Origin of the sequence: Microbacterium barkeri, from assembly GCF_027921765.1 — a bacterium.
GTDB lineage: Bacteria > Actinomycetota > Actinomycetes > Actinomycetales > Microbacteriaceae > Microbacterium > Microbacterium barkeri.
The window spans coordinates 40,402-59,576 of sequence record NZ_BSEJ01000007.1; the positions used below are offsets into that span (position 1 = coordinate 40,402).

At 70.3% G+C, this 19,175-nt stretch carries 16 protein-coding genes; 4 read left to right on the forward strand and 12 right to left on the reverse strand.

All coding sequences use genetic code 11. From position 1 onward, the window contains the following. Positions 1 to 29: 29 nt before the first annotated feature. From ftsW to PKE79_RS08565, 9 genes are all read right to left on the reverse strand, one after another. On the reverse strand, positions 30 to 1,229 hold the full coding sequence (ftsW, locus tag PKE79_RS08525; protein ID WP_271173266.1) for a putative lipid II flippase FtsW: 1,200 nt from the start codon (positions 1,227 to 1,229) through the stop codon (positions 30 to 32). Further along, on the reverse strand, positions 1,195 to 2,751 hold the full coding sequence (gene murD / locus PKE79_RS08530; protein ID WP_271173267.1) for a UDP-N-acetylmuramoyl-L-alanine--D-glutamate ligase: 1,557 nt from the start codon (positions 2,749 to 2,751) through the stop codon (positions 1,195 to 1,197). The genes ftsW and murD overlap by 35 nt, the downstream gene beginning before the upstream one ends. After that, the gene (gene mraY, locus PKE79_RS08535; protein WP_271173268.1) at positions 2,748 to 3,860 is read right to left on the reverse strand and encodes a phospho-N-acetylmuramoyl-pentapeptide-transferase; all 1,113 of its coding nucleotides are present in this window, start codon (positions 3,858 to 3,860) and stop codon (positions 2,748 to 2,750) included. The genes murD and mraY overlap by 4 nt, the downstream gene beginning before the upstream one ends. After that, positions 3,857 to 5,269 (reverse strand): UDP-N-acetylmuramoyl-tripeptide--D-alanyl-D-alanine ligase, encoded by a 1,413-nt coding sequence (locus PKE79_RS08540; protein ID WP_271173269.1) that lies wholly within the window; start codon positions 5,267 to 5,269, stop codon positions 3,857 to 3,859. Before PKE79_RS08540 ends, mraY begins: the two co-directional genes overlap by 4 nt. Positions 5,270 to 5,297: 28 nt before the next feature. Continuing rightward, positions 5,298 to 7,088, reverse strand: coding sequence for a peptidoglycan D,D-transpeptidase FtsI family protein (locus PKE79_RS08545; protein WP_271173270.1), 1,791 nt, complete (start codon positions 7,086 to 7,088; stop codon positions 5,298 to 5,300). A 36-nt stretch (positions 7,089 to 7,124) separates the two neighbouring features. Continuing rightward, complete coding sequence (ftsL, locus tag PKE79_RS08550; RefSeq protein ID WP_271173271.1) at positions 7,125 to 7,724, reverse strand: cell division protein FtsL; 600 nt, start codon at positions 7,722 to 7,724, stop codon at positions 7,125 to 7,127. Continuing rightward, on the reverse strand, positions 7,721 to 8,674 hold the full coding sequence (gene rsmH, locus PKE79_RS08555; protein ID WP_271173272.1) for a 16S rRNA (cytosine(1402)-N(4))-methyltransferase RsmH: 954 nt from the start codon (positions 8,672 to 8,674) through the stop codon (positions 7,721 to 7,723). Before rsmH ends, ftsL begins: the two co-directional genes overlap by 4 nt. Before the next feature lie 97 nt (positions 8,675 to 8,771). Beyond that, the gene (gene mraZ / locus PKE79_RS08560; RefSeq protein WP_271173273.1) at positions 8,772 to 9,203 is read right to left on the reverse strand and encodes a division/cell wall cluster transcriptional repressor MraZ; all 432 of its coding nucleotides are present in this window, start codon (positions 9,201 to 9,203) and stop codon (positions 8,772 to 8,774) included. A 251-nt stretch (positions 9,204 to 9,454) separates the two neighbouring features. Continuing rightward, positions 9,455 to 9,841 (reverse strand): DUF3040 domain-containing protein, encoded by a 387-nt coding sequence (locus tag PKE79_RS08565; RefSeq protein WP_271173274.1) that lies wholly within the window; start codon positions 9,839 to 9,841, stop codon positions 9,455 to 9,457. A gap of 64 nt (positions 9,842 to 9,905) precedes the next feature. Here PKE79_RS08565 and PKE79_RS08570 point away from each other — a divergent pair, with 64 nt between their 5' ends. Then, entirely contained in the window at positions 9,906 to 10,988 is a 1,083-nt protein-coding gene (locus PKE79_RS08570) for a polyprenyl synthetase family protein (protein ID WP_271173275.1), read from the forward strand. A gap of 1 nt (position 10,989) precedes the next feature. Here the strand turns inward: PKE79_RS08570 and PKE79_RS08575 are convergent, their stop codons facing one another. After that, positions 10,990 to 11,340, reverse strand: a complete 351-nt coding sequence (locus tag PKE79_RS08575) for an Rv2175c family DNA-binding protein (protein ID WP_271173276.1) — start codon at positions 11,338 to 11,340, stop codon at positions 10,990 to 10,992. A gap of 232 nt (positions 11,341 to 11,572) precedes the next feature. Between PKE79_RS08575 and PKE79_RS08580 the strand changes: the two genes are divergently transcribed. Together PKE79_RS08580 and pknB are read left to right on the forward strand one after the other, a co-directional pair. Continuing rightward, positions 11,573 to 12,853, forward strand: a complete 1,281-nt coding sequence (locus PKE79_RS08580) for a LysM peptidoglycan-binding domain-containing protein (protein WP_271173277.1) — start codon at positions 11,573 to 11,575, stop codon at positions 12,851 to 12,853. 95 nt (positions 12,854 to 12,948) lie between these two features. Beyond that, positions 12,949 to 14,922, forward strand: a complete 1,974-nt coding sequence (gene pknB / locus PKE79_RS08585) for a Stk1 family PASTA domain-containing Ser/Thr kinase (protein ID WP_271173278.1) — start codon at positions 12,949 to 12,951, stop codon at positions 14,920 to 14,922. Between the two features lie 185 nt (positions 14,923 to 15,107). Here pknB and PKE79_RS08590 read toward each other — a convergent pair whose 3' ends face one another. Together PKE79_RS08590 and PKE79_RS08595 are read right to left on the reverse strand one after the other, a co-directional pair. Next, positions 15,108 to 16,445 carry a class II 3-deoxy-7-phosphoheptulonate synthase gene (locus PKE79_RS08590; protein WP_271173279.1) on the reverse strand — a complete coding sequence of 446 codons (1,338 nt, stop codon included), beginning with the start codon at positions 16,443 to 16,445 and terminating at the stop codon, positions 15,108 to 15,110. Positions 16,446 to 16,503: 58 nt separating this feature from the next. Continuing rightward, positions 16,504 to 17,187: a lysophospholipid acyltransferase family protein gene (locus tag PKE79_RS08595; protein WP_271173280.1), complete on the reverse strand. Its 684-nt coding sequence runs from the start codon at positions 17,185 to 17,187 to the stop codon at positions 16,504 to 16,506. Between the two features lie 128 nt (positions 17,188 to 17,315). Between PKE79_RS08595 and PKE79_RS08600 the strand changes: the two genes are divergently transcribed. After that, positions 17,316 to 19,145: an AMP-dependent synthetase/ligase gene (locus PKE79_RS08600; RefSeq protein WP_271173281.1), complete on the forward strand. Its 1,830-nt coding sequence runs from the start codon at positions 17,316 to 17,318 to the stop codon at positions 19,143 to 19,145. Positions 19,146 to 19,175 lie beyond the last annotated feature (30 nt).

Below are 19,175 nucleotides of genomic sequence, written 5' to 3' on the forward strand. Positions count from 1 at the left end.
CAGGCACGGCGCCGGCCGGATGGCGCGGGTCAGGCGCGGCGCGCCGGCCGGTCGGGCAGGGTGCGCGCGCACGCGAGGAGCACACCCGACGCGAGGAGCACCGCGATGAGCGAGGAGCCTCCCGATGACAGGAACGGCAATGGGACGCCCAGCGCGGGGAAGACCCTCAGCACGACGCCGATGTTGATGAGCGCCTGGCCGATGATCCAGACGCCGAGTGCGCCCGCCACGACGCGCACGAACAGGTCATCGGCGCGGCTCACGATGCGGAACGCGCCCAGCGCGAACACCAGGAACAGCGCGAGAACGGCGATGCAGCCGAGGAGTCCGAGCTCCTCGCCGACGATCGCGAAGATGTAGTCGTCCGCGGCCGCGGGGAGCCAGTCGTACTTCTCCTTGGAGTTGCCGAGGCCGAGCCCGAGGAAGCCGCCGCTCGCGAGTCCCCAGATGCCGTGCAGCGGCTGATAGCACTCGTTGAGGTAGCGGTCGAGGCAGCTCTGGTCGAGCACGCTCATGATGCGCAGCATGCGGTTGGGGCTCGCGATCGCGAACGCCGCCACCGCGGCCACGGCGGCGAGCACGGGGGCGATGAAGAAGCGGAGCTTCACACCCGAGAAGAACAGCGCGCCGAGCACGACGAGCGCGATGACCATGACCGTGCCGAGGTCCTTGCCCGCCATGACCGTTCCCATCGCGAGCACCGCGACCGGGCCGAGCGGGATGAGGACGTGCTTCCACTTCCCGAGGACCGCCTTCTTCCGGTCGAGCATGAAGGCGCACCAGATCGCGAGGCCGAGCTTGATGAACTCCGACGGCTGAACCGACATGAAGCCGAAGTTGAGCCAGTTGCGGTTTCCGCCGTTCTCCATGCCGAGCGGCGTGAACACGAGCAGCTGCAGGAGGATCGCCCCGATGAGCGCGGGCCAGGCCAGCCGCTTGAGCCATGCCATGGAGAACCGGCTCACGATGAACATGAGCGGGACGCCGACCGCCGCGAAGACCGCGTGCTTCGCCCCGTCGTTGTACGGGTTGTTCTGCGCCTGCATCGACGTCACGGTCGTGGCCGAGAACACCATGAGGATGCCGAAGATCGTCAGCAGCAGCGCCGCGGAGGCGATGAGGAGGAACTCGAGCGGAACCGGCTTGAAGGCCGCGCCGAGCGAGACCCGTGCCGAGAGCGCGCGGCGCTCGGACTCAGCGGCCTTCGGGATCGTCGTCGTGCGGGCCATCCTCGGTCCCCTTCCCCAGACGCTCCCTCACCGCGGCGGCGAAGCGCTCCCCGCGGTCGCCATAGCTGCGGAACTGGTCGAACGACGCCGCCGCCGGTGCCAGGAGCACCGTGTCGCCTGCGACGGCGACCCCTGCGGCGAGCTCCACGACCCGCGCCATGACGTCTTCAGTGTCCGCGTCGTCGACCTCCAAGAGCGGTACCGCCGGCGCGTGTCGCTCGAACGCGTCGCGCACCGCCGAGCGGTCGACGCCGATGACGATCGCGGCGCGCACGCGGGCGCCGTGCTGGGCGACGAGATCGGAGATGTCGACGCCCTTGAGGAGCCCGCCGACGACCCACACGGCTCCCGGGTACGCCGCGAGCGACGAGGCAGCGGCGTGCGGGTTGGTCGCCTTCGAGTCGTCCACCCACGTCACGCCGTCGGCGACGCCGACGACCTCGATCCGGTGCGGGTCGAGGCGGAACGACGCGAGCGACGAGCGAATGGCCGCAGGCGGCACATCCAGGGAGCGCGCGAGAGCCGACGCGGCGAGGATGTTCGCCACGACGTGCGGCGCGGCGAGCCCGGCCTCCGCGAGGTCGGCCACGGTCGTGAGCTCGAGCGCCGACGTCCGCCGGTCGTCGAGGAACGCGCGGTCGACGAGGATGCCGTCCACGACGCCGAAGTCGCTCGGGCCAGGGACGCCGAGATCGAAGCCGATCGCGCGCGCCCCCTCCACGACATCCGCGTCCTCGACCATCCGCTGCGTCGCCGCGTCCGACTTGTTGTAGACGCACGCGACGCGCGTATTGCGGTACACGACCGCCTTCGCGTCGCGGTACGCCTCGAACGACCCGTGCCACTCGAGGTGATCGTCGGCGAGGTTCAGGCACACCGACGCGTGCGGGACGGGAGCGCCCGCCTCCGCGCTGCGGCCGAGGTACCAGAGCTGGTGGCTCGAGAGCTCGACGACGAGCACGTCGAATCCCGCGGGGTCGCGCACGGCGTCGAGCACCGGCACCCCGATGTTGCCGCAGGGCGCGGCGCGCAGGCCGCCCTCGACCAGCATCGTGGCCGCGAGTCGCGTGGTCGTCGTCTTGCCGTTCGTGCCCGTGATGAGCACCCAGGCTGCGGGGCTGCCGTCGGGGCGCACGACCTTGTCTCGCACGCGCCATGCGAGCTCGATGTCGCCCCAGAGCGGGACGCCCGCCTCGTCGGCCCACCGGATGACGGGGTGCGACGGCGGGAAGCCGGGTGAGGCGACGACGACCTCGGGAGCGAACGAGACGAGCTCATCGGGGACGACGTCGAGCGGCCCCTCCCACAGGCGCGCGCCGATCACCGGCAGCAGGCGCGCGTACTCCTCCGCCGCGCTCTCCGTGACGACGAGCACCTCGGCACCCAGCTCGGCCAGGGTGTCGGCGACGGAGAAGCCGGTCACCGAGAGGCCGAGCACCGCGACGCGCAGCCCCTTCCAGTCCGCGTGCCAGCTCGTCAGAGCGTCGAGTCGGGTGGTCGGAGCGTCCTGCTCGTTCGTCATACCTTCGAGAGCCATTCGACGTAGAAGAGGCCGACGCCGCTCACGGCGAGCATGCCGGCGATGATCCAGAACCGCACCACGATCGTCACCTCGGGCCATCCGCGCAGCTCGAAGTGGTGGTGGAGCGGGCTCATGAGGAAGAGGCGTTTGCCCTTGGTGGCCTTGAAGTACAGGCGCTGCAGGATGACCGAGCCCGACGACAGAACGAAGAGGCCGGCGATGAGCACGCCCAGCAGCTCCGTGCGGGTGAGGATGGCGAGCGCCGCGACGACGCCGCCGATCGCCATCGACCCGACGTCGCCCATGAAGACCTTCGCCTTGGGCGCATTCCACCAGAGGAATCCGACGAGCGATCCCACGAAGGCGGCCGAGACGATGGCGAGGTCGAGCGGATCGCGCGCCTGGTAGCAGGCCTGCAGGTACTCGTCGGCCAGCTGCGTCGTCGAGCACGACTGATTGAACTGCCAGAACGCGATGAGGCTGTACGACCCGACGACGAAGATTCCCGCCCCCGCCGCGAGGCCGTCGAGGCCGTCGGTCAGGTTGACGCTGTTCGAGAAGCCCACGCCGAGCAGCGCGAGCCAGGCGAGGTACAGCATCCATCCGAGCACGGGGCCGAGCGCCATGAAGGAGAGCACCGAGATGTCGCGGAAGAACGACACGTAGGCGCTGCCGGGCGTGAGGTTGTAGGTGTCGGCGAAGTTCAGCGACACGATGCCGAACGGGATGACGACGAGCACCTGGCCGACGATCTTCTTCCAGCCCGACAGCCCCGCGTAGTGCTGCATGCGCACCTTGAGGAAGTCGTCGATGAACCCGACGGCGCCGAAGCCGACCATCATCCAGAGCACGAGCCAGCCGGAGACGGTGGGCGGGTTGTAGCCCGTGTACGCGCCGATGAGATAGCCGACGATCGTGCCGACGATGAAGACGACGCCGCCCATCGTGGGCGTGCCGCGCTTCAGCTCGTGCTTGGGCGCGTTGAAGTTCTCGCCGTCGGTGCGGATGACCTGTCCCCAGCCCCAGCGGCGGAACGCGCGGAGGAAGAGGGGCGTGAGGAAGAGCGTGAACGCCAGTGAGATCGCCGCGGCCGTCAGAAGTGATCTCACGAGAACGATTCTCCCAGACGATCGCCGAGGAACCTGAGTCCCGCCGAGTTGGACGACTTCACGAGCACCCGATCGCCGTCGCGCAGCTCTCCCTGGAGGTACGCGAACGCCGCCTCGGCGTCCTCGAAGAAGACCGCCTCGTCGTTCCACGACCCCTCGGCCACGGCCGCGAGATAGAGCGGCCGGGCCTCCTGGCCGACGACGACGATGCGCGGGATGCGCAGGCGCACGGCGAGGAGGCCGATCTTGCTGTGCTCCTCGACGGCGTACTCGCCCAGCTCGCTCATCGCGCCGAGCACCGCGACCATCCGCTCGTCCGGTCCCGTGATCTGCGCGAGCGTGCGCAGCGCGGCCTGCATCGAGTCGGGACTCGCGTTGTAGGCGTCGTTGATGATGCGCACGCGCTCGGATCCCATGACCTGCATGCGCCAGCGCTCGGCGAGCTCGACGGTCTCGAGGCGCGCGATCGCGTCGTCGAGCGAGACCCCGAGCGCGGTCGCCGCGGTCGCGGCGGCGAGGGCGTTCTTGACATGGTGGCTGCCGAGCACCTGCAGGTGGAGCGGAAGCGCGGTCTCCCCCGCCGAGATCACGGCATCCGTGCCCGACGCCGTGACACGGAGGTCGGAGGCGCGGACGTCGGCGCCCTCGCCCTCGCCGAACCAGAGGAGGCCGAGGCCCCGCTCGCGCGCGATGCCGGCCATGCTCGCCACACGCGCGTCGTCGATGTTCAGGACGGCCGTGCCGCCGTCGCGGATGGCCGAGACGAGCTCCGACTTGGCCTTCACCGTCGCCTCGATTCCGCCGAATCCGCCCGCGTGGGCCATCCCGACCATGAGCACGACGCCCACGTCGGGCGTCACGAGCCCCGCGAGGCGCGCGATCTGCCCCGAGGCGTCGGCGCCGAACTCGCACACGAGGAAGCGGGTGTCATGCGTGACGCGGAGCATGGTGAGCGGGGCTCCGACCGCGTTGTTGAACGAGCCGACGGGCGCGACCGTCTCGCCCTCTGCGCGCAGGATCGTCGCGAGCATGTTCTTGGTCGTCGTCTTGCCGTTCGAGCCGGTGATCCCGACGACCTGGAGGCGGCCGGCGGCGCGCACGCGGGCGACGACCTCGCGAGCGAGCTCGCCGATCGCGACCACGACATCGGGCACGACGATCTGCGTGATCGGCTCGTCGACGACGCGCTCGACGAGGGCGAGTGCCGCGCCCTGCTCGAGCGCCTTCCCGACGAAGAGGTGCCCGTCGGTCGCCTCGCCGGGCTTGGCGACGAAGACGCCGCCCTCGCGGATGTTCCGCGAGTCGGTGTCGACGACCCCGTCGACCGTCGTCTCGGGAGTGTCGGCGCCGTGCAGGCGCAGCTCTCCGCCGACGGCGGCAGCGATCTCGGCAAGGGACAAAGCGATCATGGAATGGAGATCCTCCGCGCGGTGCGCGTCATTCGGCGAACTTGGGAAGCGGCTCTTCTGTCGTCTCAGACGGCATCACACGGTAGTTCTTCACGACCTGCGTCATCGCCTTCTGCAGGGCGGGAGCCGTGGCCGCAGACGATGTTACCCGCGTCGGCTCGTCGAGCGTGACCATCACGATGTACTCGGGGTCGTCGGCGGGGACCACTCCGACGATGCTCGTGAAGTAGACGCCGGCCTTGTATCCGCCCTTGCCGTCGCTCTTCTGCGCGGTGCCCGTCTTGATGCCGATGCGGTAGCCGTCGACGGCCACCTGGTCGGCGAGGGTGCCCTGCGTCGCGACGTTCTCGAGCAGGCGGATGGTCGTGTCGGCCGCGTCCTCGCTGACCACGCGCTCGGGGTCGCTCAGCTCGGGCTTCTCGACCTCGCCGTCGGCCGTCGTGCACGACTCCACGATATGGAGGGGCTCGCGCACGCCGCCGTTGGCGATGGTCTGGTAGGCGTTGACGACCTGCGGCATCGTCGTCGTGAACGCCTGCCCGAACGTCGTGGCGTAGTGGCCCTGCGGGCCCCACTGATCGGGCGGGTAGATCAGCCCGGATTCCTCCCCGGGGAATCCGATGTCGGTGGGGGTGCCGACGCCGAACTTCTGCAGGTACTCGTAGCGCGTCTCATCGGGGACGAGCTCGCCGAACTTCGACAGCGCGACGTTCGACGAGTCGATGAGGGCGCCGGTGAGGGTGTAGTTGAACGTGCCGTGCGAGAACGAGTCGCCGACGCGCGCGCCGTTCGGGAAGGTCTCGAACCCCGAGGCGGTCACGGAGCTGGAGGGGGTCACGGCGCCCTGGTCGAGCAGCGTCGCCGCGGTGATGGCCTTGAACGTCGAACCCGGCTCGAACGTGCGGGAGAAGATGCGCGAGTAGCGGTCGTCCTCCTTGCTCGCGCCGAAGTCGTTGGGGTCGACCGTGGGGTACTCCGCAGCCGCGCGGACCGCGCCGGTCGCCACCTCGACGACCATGACCGCGCCCGACTGCGCACCCTGGTTCTGGGTCTCCTCCGCGATCATCTGCTGCATGTACCACTGGAGATCGGCGTCGATCGTGAGCTGCAGCGTGCCGCCGTCGACGGGCGCCTTCGTCGTCTCCGTGCCCGGGATGATGAGCCCGTCCGATCCCTGCTGGTAGCTCAGCGAGCCGTTCTTCGCCTCGAGGCACGCGTTCTGCGCGGACTCGTAGCCCGCGAGGGGGGTCCCGTTGGTTCCGACGAACCCGAGGAGGTTCCCCGCCACGGCGCCGTACGGGTAAGCACGCGACTGCACCGGCTCGAAGTGGATGTACGGCAGGCCGAGCGCGAGGATCTTGCGGTACTGCTCGGTCGACAGCTTCTTGCCGAGCGGCGCGTACTCCGAGTCCGGGTTGGCCGCGAGGGCGTCCGAGACGATCTTCTCGATGTCCTCGCCGCTCATCCCGACGATCTCGCCGATCGCGGCGGCGCTCTCCTCCCACGTGACGACGTGCTCCTCGCCGTCCTCGTCCTCGCGCGTGAGGTCCTTCACGTTCTGCGGGTTGAACTGCGCGGCGTACTGCATCGTGCTGCTCGCGAGCACGGCTCCGTTCGCGTCGACGATCGAGCCGCGTGTCCCGTACAGCGTCTGCGTCGAGGCGATGCCGCTGTAGGCCGCGCGGTTGTCGAGGTGCTCCTGCGCGTTGACCACCTGGATGTCGACCAGGCGCACGGCGAAGCCGGCCACGACGACCGCGACGAGGGCTCCGGCGACGGCGGTGCGGCGCCTCGCGCTTCGACGGGCCTTCGCGTGCATCTCGCCTCCTGGTGTCGCGTGCTTCGGCGGGTCGGATCAGTGGGTCGTGGGGCTCGGCAGGCCGTCGGTCACGGCGGGCGGCAGCTGCGGCTGCTCCTCCTGAGCCCTCTCGTCGCTCTTCTCCGTCTGGCTCGAGGGTGCCTCATCCGCCGACTCCTCGGCGGAGCCCGACTGCGTGTCGGCGAGGAACGCGTTGCCGACCGCTCCGCGGCCCGCCGCATCGACGGCCGAGGCGGAGCCCGCCGCGGCGCCGCCGCCGATCACGGCTCCGTCGCTGAGGCGCAGGTAGCTGGGAGCCGCGTCGATGACCATGCCGAGCGACGCGGCCTGCTCGGCCAGGTGCTGCGGCGAGCTGAGGCCCGCGACCTCGTCGTAGAGCGCCTGCGTCTCGAGCGTCAGCTCGCGCTGCTGCGCGTCGAGCGCCGCGATCTCGAAGGTGCTCTGCGTCGTCATGACCGACAGCGCCATCTGCGCGACCGCGATGAGCACGGCGCCGACCACCGCGACGACGGCGTAGGCCAGCTTCGGACGTCTGCGGCGGGCAGGGGCCTCGACCGGGCGCAGGTCGGGGCGGCGCTTCTCGACGGGCCGCCGGGCGGGCGGCGCGAGCACGGAGCTCTGGGTGGCAAGGCTCATGGCACATCCCTCACTCGTTCGATGGCGCGCAGGCGCACCGGCTTGGCACGGGGGTTCGACTCCGCCTCGGCGTCGCTCGCGAGCTCGGCGCCGCGGACGAGGAGGCGGAACTCGGCGGCGTGCTCGGGCATCTCCATCGGGAGGCCGGCCGGCGCCTTCGACTTGACGGCCTCCGCGAACAGCCGCTTGACGAAGCGGTCCTCGAGCGACTGGTACGACAGCACGACCATCCGTCCGCCCACCGCGAGCGACGCGAGCGCGGCCGGGATCGCCCGCTCGAGCGCGGCGAGCTCGCCGTTCACCTCGATCCGCAGCGCCTGGAAGACGCGCTTCGCGGGGTGCCCGGCGTTCTTGAGCGCCGACGGCGTCGCGTCCTGGAGGATGTCGACCAGCCGTCCCGAGCGCTCGATGGGAGCCTCTGCCCGCGCCGCGATGATCGCGCGGGCGTAGCGCCCGGCGAGCTTCTCCTCGCCGTACCGCTCGAAGATGCGGCGCAGGTCGCCCTCGCCGTACGTCGCGATGACGTCCGCTGCCGTCATGCCGCCCGTGGGATCCATCCGCATGTCGAGCGGAGCGTCCTGGGCGTAGGCGAAGCCGCGCTCGGCCTCGTCGAGCTGGAGCGACGAGACGCCGAGGTCGTAGAGGATGCCGTCGGCGCGGGGGAAGCCGGCGGAGTCGAGCGCCGCCCGGATGCCGTCGTACACCGTGTGGACGAGCGTCGTCCGGTCGGCGAAGCGCGCGAGCCGCTCCCCCGCGATGCGCAGCGCATCGGGGTCGCGGTCGAGGCCGACGAGGCGGATCCCCGGGAAGCGCTCGAGGAACGCCTCCGAGTGGCCGCCCATGCCGAGGGTGCCGTCGACGTACACGGCGCCGTCGTGCTCGAGCGCGGGGCCGAGCAGCTCGACGCAGCGCTCCAGCAGCACCGGGGTGTGGATGTCGCGGATGCCCATGTCGTCTCCCTCATCCGTCCCCGGCTCTGATTCCCAACCGCTCGACCTGCCGCCGGGGAAGTGGCTTCAGGGCTGCGGGTGGGGATCACAACCGGGGTCAGAACAGTCCGGGGATCACCTCCTCCTCCAGTTCGGAGTAGCTCTCTTCATTGCTCTCGAGGTACGCGTTCCACGCGCCCGCGTCCCAGATCTCGGCGTGCGACCCGACGCCCGTGACGACGAGCTCCTTCTCCAGACCCGCGTAGGTGCGCAGGTGGGACGGGATGGTGATCCGGTTCTGACCGTCGGGGGTCTCGGCACTCGCACCGGACAGGAACATGCGCATGAAATCGCGCGCCTGCTTGTTCGTGAGCGGAGCCTCGCGGATCCGCTCGTGCACCCGCTCGAACTCCGCCGTGCTGAACACGTACAGGCAGCGCTCCTGTCCGCGCGTCACGACGATCCCGCCGGCGAGCTCCTCGCGGAACTTCGCGGGGAGGATGACGCGGCCCTTGTCGTCGAGCTTGGGGGTATGCGTGCCCAACAGCATCGGCCATCACACCCCCCTTCGTTCCGGCCAACTCAGGTGCGCCCCACTTTACTCCACTTCCCTCCACTGTCCAGGGAGATCTGCGCATTCTCAGGAATGCGGCGCGTCGGAGTGCCGCGTGATCTCAAGGGAGAACGCGGTGGAGGAGAGTGGAGGCCAAGTGGAGGGCGAGTGGAGCGGACGGCGGTCGCCGGGCACAGAAAAAGCGCCGACCCGAAGGTCGGCGCTTTTGGTGTGGAGGACGGTGGGGCTCAGCGGCCCTGCTGGCGGCGGTCCCATCGATCGTTCATGCGGTCCATGAAGGACGCACCCTGCATCGGCTTGCCGGGCACGGTGCCCGTGCGCGGGAGACCCTGCGCGTCGTCGCCCTTGGCCGGCGTCGTGGCGAGCACGACCCCGCCGACCATCGCGGCGAAGCCCGCGACCCCGAGTCCTATGCCGAGAGCCAGGATGCTGTTCCACAGGGCGATGCCCGCGATCACGGCGGCGAGGCCGACGAGCACGAGGATGGCCCCGTAGATGAGATTGCGATAGCTGAGCGCACGGCTCGCCGAAGCGCTCACGACGTCGGCGTCGTTCTGCATGAGATGGCGTTCCATCTCGTCCAGCAGGCGCTGCTCCTGTTCGGAGAGTGGCATGGTGTCCCCCTCGGGTGAAACTGACGATCATTCTATCGCCGCGTGTCCTCACTAGGCTAGGCCTGTGGCGCCTCCTCTCCCCCTGATCGAGACGATCTCCCAGCGACTGGAGAGCTTCTCGACAGTGCAGCACCAGGCCGCTCGCGAGCACGGCCCCGAGGCCGAGGGATTCGTCGCCAGCGCGACGGCCGCGCTCGTCGGCGGGAAGCGCCTCCGCGGGCGGTTCTGCGCGACGGGATGGCGCGCGGTGCGCGGGGCGGACGCCGCCCTCCCGAGCAGCGTCGTCGATGCGTGCGCGGCGCTCGAGGTGTTCCAGGCCGCCGCGCTCGTGCACGACGACCTCATCGACAACTCCGACACGCGCCGAGGGCGGCCCTCCGCCCACCGCGCCCTCGAGGCGTGGCACCGCGACGCCGGCTGGGCCGGCGACGCGGCCGCCTTCGGGCGATCCGGCTCGGTCCTGCTGGGAGACCTGCTCCTGTCATGGAGCGCCGATCTCTTCGACGCCGCGCTGGAGGGGCTCGACACGACCCCTGGCCGCGCGCGGTCCGAGTACGCGCGGATGCGCCGCGAGGTGATGATCGGGCAGTTCCTCGATGTCGCCGAGGAATCGGCCTGGCCGCGCACACCCGACGCGCAGCACGCCGATCGCGCCCTCCGCATCGCGTCCCTGAAGTCGGCCCGATACAGCGTGCAGCAGCCCCTCGTCATCGGCGCGGCCCTCGCGGGCGGCTCGGACGCGCAGCTCGCGGCGCTCGCGGCCTTCGGCCATCCGCTCGGGCTCGCGTTCCAGCTGCGCGATGACGTGCTCGGCGTGTTCGGCGACGCGGACGAGACCGGCAAGCCCGCCGGCGACGACCTCCGCGAGGGGAAGCGCACCCTGCTCATCGCGTACGCGCGCGAGCGCGCGACCGCGGACATCCGCGCGCGGATCGACGCGCTCGTCGGCGACCCCGATCTCGGCGACGCCGAGATCGCCTTCCTCCGCGAGCAGATCGTCGGCAGCGGAGCGCTCGAGCGCGTCGAGGAGCGCATCGCCGCGTACGCCGATGAGGCCGTCGCGGCGCTGGCATCCGCGCCCATCGACGCCGATGCGGTCGTCGAGCTGCGTCAGCTGCTCGACGCGGCCACCCAGCGCACCGCGTGAGTCACGCGAGCGTCTGAGCGACCCGGCGCACCTCGCTCTTGCGCCCCGCGAGCAGCGCCGTGATCGGCGCGACGCCGATCGTGTCATCCGTCGTGAGCAGCCAGTCGATCGCCTCGTCGTCGGTGAAGCCGGCGTCCGCGAGGACGATCACGGTGCCCCGGAGCGAGGACAGCGGATGGCCGTCCACGATGAAGACGGAGGGCACCTTGAGCGGCCCCTCGCGCCGCGAGCCGATGAGCGCGCGCTCATCGAGCAGCCGGCGGATGCGCCCCTGCGGCTCGCCGAGGATCTCGACGAGCTCGGGAATGGTCAGCCAGTCGGTGGGAACGGTCGAGGAGGTCTCCGCAGTCACGTCATCAGTTTCTCATCTCCTCGACGGGCGACGCCGCTCGGGCGGCACCGCGGCACAAATCACATCAGTCACACCCGTCCCGTTGACACCCCGGGCACCACCGGTCACTTCCGGTGACACCAATTGACTTCGTAACACTTCCGTGACAACGTTTCTCGAGTCCGATCGTTGGGGGTTCAACGTGCATCGACCGACTCCGCGCCGCAGGCGCGACCTGTTCACCACCGTTCCCATGGCTGTCACCGGCGCCATCGCCGTGACCCTGGGAGCTCCTGCCGCTGCCGTCGCCGCGGAGCCGAAGCCGCGGGACGGCATGCGCCATCTGCCGTCGGCGTTCGGCCACGTGCAGGGCAGCCTCGCGGTCGCCGCCGGCACGGCCCCGAAGCAGCCGATGGCCGCCGCCGCGCAGATCACGGTGCGCGCTGCCGCCGCTGTCGCGACGAGCTACACGGTCGAGTCGGGAGACACGATCACCGGGATCGCCATCCGCCACGGCCTGCGCACCGTCGACCTGCTGACGTGGAACGGCCTCAGCTGGTCGAGCACGATCTACCCGGGCCAGAAGCTCACGCTGGCCACGCGCGCCGCGGCGCCTGCGCAGACCGAGGCGAAGCCCTCGATCGAGGCGTCCGCCACGACGAAGAGCCACACGGTCGCGGCGGGCGACACGGTCTGGTCGATCGCGCAGAAGCACGGCACGTCGGTCGACCGCATCATCTCGCTCAACAAGCTCGGCGCGGACGCGATGATCTTCCCCGGGCAGAAGCTCCTCGTCGCGAGCAACGCCGTCGCGCCCCAGGCCGAGGCGAAGCAGCAGGAGTCGGCGCCCGAGGCACCCCAGGCGCCCGCCGTCCCCGAATCCCCCGCCGACGAGACCTACATCGTCCAGGCCGGCGACACCCTCTGGAGCATCGCGCAGGAGCACGGTGTGAGCGTGAGCGAGCTCCTCGCGGAGAACGGTCTCAACGGGTCGAGCATCATCTACCCCGGGCAGAAGATCGTCATCCCGCGCGCCGACGCGAAGCCGGCGCCGCAGGGCGAGGAGAAGAAGGAGGAGTCCGCTCCCCCGTCGATCTACGACTCGCCGCAGGATCAGCTCACCTCGTCGCTCAACGCGCCGCAGACCGAGAACGCGCAGATGATCATCCGCATCGGACGCGAGCTCGGCATCCCGGACAAGGGCATCGCGATCGCGCTGGCGACCGCGATGGTCGAGTCCTCGCTGCGCAACGTCAGCTGGGGTGACCGCGACTCGCTGGGCCTGTTCCAGCAGCGCCCGAGCACGGGCTGGGGCACCGAGGAGCAGATCCTCGACCGCGACTACTCCATCCGGGTCTTCTACGGCGGCGCGGGCGACCCGAACGGGCACACGACGCGCGGCCTGCGCGACATCCCCGGCTGGGAGAGCATGGAGTTCGGCGAGGCGGCCCAGACCGTCCAGATCTCGGCGTTCCCCGACCGGTACCGCCGCTGGGAGCAGCAGGCCTACAGCTGGCTGGCCCAGCTCGGCTGATCCGCGCGGAGGCGCGCGGGATCGTCATCGACCTGTGACCGGCGCCGGGCGCGCCGGTCACAGGCGTCTCAGGGGCCCTTTCGTAGAATTCAACGGTGTCCATGAGTCAGCAGGTCGATCCCCTCATCGGGCGGCTTGTCGACGACAGATACCGGGTCCGCGCCCGTATCGCGCGTGGTGGGATGGCCACGGTCTACGTGGCCACGGACCTCCGACTTGAGCGCCGCGTCGCGCTCAAGGTGATGCACAGTCATCTGAGCGACGACAGCGTCTTCCAGAGCCGCTTCATCCAGGAGGCGCGCACCGCGGCCCGCCTGTCCGACCCGCACGTGGTCAACGTCTTCGACCAGGGCCAGGACGGCGAGCTCGCGTACCTCGTGATGGAGTACCTGCCGGGGATCACGCTGCGCGAGCTGCTCAAGGAGCAGCGCCGGCTCACGGTGACGCAGACGATCACGATCATGGACGCCGTGCTCGCCGGGCTGTCCGCCGCGCATCGCGCGGGGCTCATCCACCGCGACGTCAAGCCCGAGAACGTGCTCCTCGCGGAGGACGGCCGCATCAAGATCGGCGACTTCGGCCTGGCGCGCGCGACGTCCGCGAACACCGCGACCGGCCAGCAGCTTCTGGGCACGATCGCCTATCTCGCACCCGAGCTCGTCACGCGCGGCACCGCCGACACCCGCAGCGACATCTACGCCCTCGGCATCATGCTGTACGAGATGCTCGCAGGCGAGCAGCCGTACAAGGGCGAGCAGCCCATGCAGATCGCGTATCAGCACGCGACGGAGTCGGTGCCGCGACCGAGCGTGAAGAACCCCGGCGTGCCCGAGCAGCTCGACGAGCTCGTGCTGTGGGCGACCGAGAAGGAGCCGGACGAGCGTCCGTCCGACGCGCAGCAGATGCTCGAACGGCTGCGCGAGATCGAGCGCGAGCTCGGCGTCACTCCCCTGCCGACGCGCACGGCCGCGGCCAGCAGGTTCCCCGAGGAGCTTCCTGACGAGGGCGAGCAGACGGGCGGCCAGACGAAGGTCATGCCCGAGGCGGCGACCTCGGTGCTCCCGCCGTCGCTGACGAGCACGGGCCCGCAGGAGGACGCCGACAACGCCGCGGTCCTCCGCCGACGGGCGAAGCGCCGACGCGCGCGCGGCGTGTGGCTGATCGTGCTGACGCTCCTGCTCGCGGGAGGCGCGGCGGGCGCCGGATGGTGGTGGGGCTCGGGTCCGGGATCGTACGTCGCCGTTCCGGATCTCGACGGGCTCACCTACGCCGAGGCGGAGAGCACGCTCGCGGGGCTCGAGCTCGACGCGCAGGAGCGCACGGAGAACACGCTCGACGTGCCCGCCGGCGAGGTCATCCGCACCGACCCCTCGGAGGGCGCGCGCGTCGACAGGGACACGGTCGTCACGGTGGTGACGTCGGCGGGTCCCGCCAGCGCCGAGCTCGGCCAGCTCGCGGGTCTGAGCGCCGACGAGGTGCGCGGACTGCTCGAGGACAGTCGGATCTCGGTAGCCGAGGACGACGTGCCGCTCTTCGCCGAGGAGGCGGAGGGGACGGTCCTCGGGGTGAGCATCACTCCGGCGGCCGGGGGCGACCCGGTCGACTGCGCCGCCGGCTGCTCGGTGCACCAGGGCGACGCGGCGCAGCTGACCGTCTCCCTCGGAGAGCTGCCGAACGTCGTCGGGATGAGCTCCGAGGAGGCCGCGGCGACCCTCGACGCCGTCGGCGTGAAGACCGAGGTCGTGTCGCAGGAGTACCACGACACGGTGCCCGAAGGTCACGTAATCTACTTCCTCGAGCGGTCGGAGCCGGGCAGCTGGCGCCCCGGCGACACCGTGCGTCTCGTCACCTCGCTCGGCCCGCAGCTGTTCGAGGTTCCCGACGTCGTCGGCATGACGCGCGACGAGGCGAAGGCCGAGCTCGAGGCCGCCGGCTTCGCCTACTCGTACAACGGGCTGTGGGACGCGGTGGTCGACGAGTTCACCGAGGTCGTGTCGATGAGCCCCGAGGGCGGCTCGCAGCAGCGTGCCGGCACGACGATCACGCTGACGATCACCGGCTCGTTCTAGCCGCGCGCGTTCGTTCCGCGGCGCCATCCGCCGTCACCGGAATCGGATGCACGCGCCTGGTGTGCGCGTGTCGACCCCACTGGCGCTCACCCGCCCCACCGATCCGATTCCCGGAACCGATGCGGCGCCATCCCCCGTCACCCGAATCGGATGCCCGGGGCCGGTGTGCGCGGGTGCCGCGCAGGTCAGCGCTTCTCGAGCTCCTCGGCCACGAGGAAGGCGAGCTCGAGCGACTGCATGTGGTTGAGGCGCGGGTCGCACAGGGACTCGTAGCGGGTCGCGAGGGTCGCCTCGTCGATCTGCTCGGATCCGCCGAGGCACTCGGTGACGTCGTCGCCCGTGAGCTCGACGTGGATGCCGCCCGGGAACGTGCCCGCCGCGCGGTGCGCCTCGAAGAAGCCGCGGACCTCGTCGACGACGTCGTCGAAGCGACGCGTCTTGTAGCCGGTCGGGGTCGTGATGCCGTTGCCGTGCATCGGGTCGGTGACCCAGAGCGGCTGCGCGCCGGAGGCCTTGACGGCCTCGAGCAGCGGGGGCAGCGCGTCGCGGATCTTGCCGGCGCCCATCCGGGTGATGAAGGTGAGGCGACCGGGCTCCCGCTCGGGGTCGAGCTTGTCGATGAGCGCGAGTGCGGTGTCGGTCGACGTCGTCGGACCGAGCTTGACGCCGATGGGGTTGCGGATGTGCGAGAAGTACTCGACGTGCGCGCCGTCGAGCTCGCGCGTCCGCTCGCCGATCCACTGGAAGTGGCTCGACGTGTTGTAGATCTCCCCCGTGCGCGAGTCGATGCGCGTGAGCGGGCGCTCGTAGTCCATGAGCAGGCCCTCGTGCCCCGTGTAGAACTCGACGCGGCGCAGCTCGTCGAAGTCCGCGCCGCACGCGTCCATGAAGCGGATGGCGCGGTCGATCTCGGCGGCGAGGCGCTCGTATCGCTTGTTGGCGGGGTTCTCCGCGAAGCCCTTGTTCCACGAGTGCACCTCGCGGAGGTCGGCGAAGCCGCCCTGCGTGAACGCGCGGATGAGGTTCAGCGTCGAAGCCGACGTGTGGTACGCCTGCAGGAGGCGCTGCGGGTCGGCCTCACGCGACGCCGCGGTGAAGTCGTAGCCGTTGACGATCTCGCCGCGGAACGCGGGGAGGGTGATGTCGCCGCGCGTCTCGGTGTCGCTCGAGCGGGGCTTGGCGAACTGGCCGGCCATCCGCCCCATCTTGACGACGGGCATCGAGGCGCCGTACGTGAGGACGACGGCCATCTGCAGCACGGTCTTGACCCGGTTGCGGATCTTGTCGGCCGTGGCACCCGCGAACGTCTCGGCGCAGTCGCCGCCCTGGAGGAGGAACGCGCGGCCCGCGGCCGCGTCGGCCAGACGCGCCTTGAGGGTGTCGACCTCGCCGGCGAAGACGAGCGGCGGGAGCGTGCTGAGCTCGGCGGCGACCTCGGCGACCGCCGCCGCGTCGGGATACACCGGCTGCTGCTTGATCGGCAGGGACTTCCAGGCGTCGAGTGCATCCAGCGTTCGGGGCATTGTCCGATGTTATCGCGGGACGGCGGCCCCTCCGTTCACGGCCGGTGGCCGGCGGATGTCAGCTGGCGGCGAGGCGGTTCTTGACCGTCGACGCGTACTCGTCGCTGTACTCCTGGCCGCCGAGCCGCTGAAGCGCGACCATGATCTCGTCGGTCACGGAGCGCAGCACGTAGCGGTCGCCCTCCATGCCCGCGTAGCGCGAGAAGTCGAGCGGCTCGCCGATCACGACGCCCACGCGCATCACGCGCGGGAGGGTCTGGCCGATCGGCATCATCGTGCCGGTGTCGACCATGATGACGGGGATGACCGGCACCTTCGCCTCGAGCGCCATCCGCGCGATGCCCGTGCGGCCCCGGTAGAGCTTGCCGTCGGGGCTGCGCGTGCCCTCGGGGTAGATGCCGAGCAGGTCGCCTCGGCCGATGACCTGGAGAGCCGTGTTGAGCGCAGCCTCCGAGGCGGGCCCGCCCGACCGGTCGAGGGCGATCTGCCCTGTGCCCTTCATGAACCACTTCGTGGCCCAGCCCTTGAGACCGCGCCCCGTGAAGTACTCCGCCTTCGCGAGGAAGGACACGGGACGATCGAGCATGAGCGGAAGGAAGACCGAGTCGATGACCGACAGGTGGTTGCTCGCGAGGATGGCCGCGCCCGTCACCGGAACGTTCTCGCGTCCGGTGACCCACGGGCGGTAGATGGCCTTCACGATCGGACCGACGAAGACGTACTTCATGAGCCAGTAGAACAAGGTCAGCTCCCACTGTCGGAATCGGTCGCCTGGAAGTCTAGCCTTGTAGGAACCGTGCACGCGCGAGGGCCGGGCGCATGCCCCGGCATATACTCGCAGCATCCGCAGCCGGTACCGAAGGAGATGCCGTGATCGAGACATCGACGCCCGCAATCGTCCCCGCCGATCCGTCGGCGAACGTCGCCGACCTCCTCGTCGAGCGGGTGTCGGAGACTCCCGATCGGGCGCTGTTCGCGGTCCCCGACGGCTCAGGCGGATGGCGCGACGTCTCGGCCCGCACGTTCCACGAGCAGGTGGTCGCCCTCGCGAAGGGCTTCGTCGCCGCGGGCGTGCAGCCCGGCGACAAGGTCGCCTTCCTCGCGCGCACGACCTACGAGTGGTCGGTCGTCGACTTCGCTCTCTTCTTCGCGGGCGCCGTCATGGTGCCGGTCTACGAGACGAGCTCGCCCGCCCAGATCCAGTGGATCCTCTCCGACTCGGGTGCGACCGCCCTCATGGTCGAGAGCGCCGACCACGCAGCGCGCTTCGAGGAGGTCCGCGGCGAGCTCCCGCTCGTGCGCGAGCTGTGGCGGATGGATCAGGACGCCATCGCGACGCTCACGGCGGCGGGCGCGTCGGTCGAGGATGCCGAGATCGAGCGGCGACGTCAGCTCGCGAACGGCGACGACATCGCCACCCTCATCTACACGTCCGGGTCGACCGGGCGCCCCAAGGGATGCGTGATCACGCACGCGAACTTCGTCGAGCTCTGCCGCAACGCGGCGAAGGCGATGACCGAGATCGTGCACCAGCCCGGCGCCTCGACGGTGCTCTTCATCACGACCGCGCACGTGTTCGCCCGGTTCATCTCGCTGCTGTGCGTCCACTCGGGCGTCAAGACCGGCCACCAGCCCGACACGAAGCAGCTCGTCGCGGCGCTCGGCTCCTTCAAGCCGACGTTCCTCCTCGCGGTGCCCCGCGTCTTCGAGAAGGTCTACAACTCGGCCGAGCAGAAGACCGAGTCCGAGGGCAAGGGCCGGATCTTCCGCGCCGCGGCGAAGGTGGCCGTCGAGCACTCCCGTCGCGTGCAGGACGGCGAGAAGATCGGACTCGGGCTGCGCGTGCAGTTCGCGCTCTTCGACCGTCTCGTCTACGCGAAGCTCCGCGCGCTCATGGGCGGGAACGTCCGCTACGCTATCTCCGGCTCGGCGCCCCTCGGCGCCCGACTCGGGCACTTCTTCCACAGCCTCGGCATCACCATCCTCGAGGGGTACGGCCTCACCGAGACGACCGCGCCTGCGACCGTGAACCTCCCGTCCAAGTCGAAGATCGGCTCGGTCGGCCCAGCGCTCCCCGGCGTCGGCGTGCGCATCGCGGACGACGGCGAGGTGCAGGTGCGCGGGATCAACGTCTTCCGCGAGTACTGGCGGAACCCCGAGGCGACCGAGGCCGCCTTCGACGGCGAGTGGTTCCGCACCGGCGACATCGGCGCGCTCGACGACGACGGCTACCTCACGATCACGGGGCGCAAGAAGGAGATCATCGTGACCGCGGGAGGCAAGAACGTCGCCCCCGCCGCGCTCGAGGATCCGATCCGCGCGAACCCGATCGTCAGCCAGGTCGTCGTGGTGGGCGACCAGAAGCCGTTCATCGCGGCGCTCGTCACGCTCGACCCCGAGATGCTGCCGGCCTGGCTCGCGACGCACGGCGAGTCGTCCGACCTCACGCTCGAGCAGGCGGCGCAGAATGCGACGGTGCGCGCCGAGATCCAGCGGGCGATCGACGAGGCGAACACGCGCGTCTCTCGCGCCGAGTCCATCCGCAAGTTCACCGTGCTCGGCACGGAGTGGACGGAGGCGACCGGCCACCTGACGCCCAAGATGTCGATCAAGCGCGCGGAGATCCTGCGCGACTTCGCGAAGGACATCGAGGCGATCTACGAGACGCCCATCCAGACGACGAACATCCCGATGGGGTGAGCAGGCATGAGTGAGGGGGACGGCCGGCGG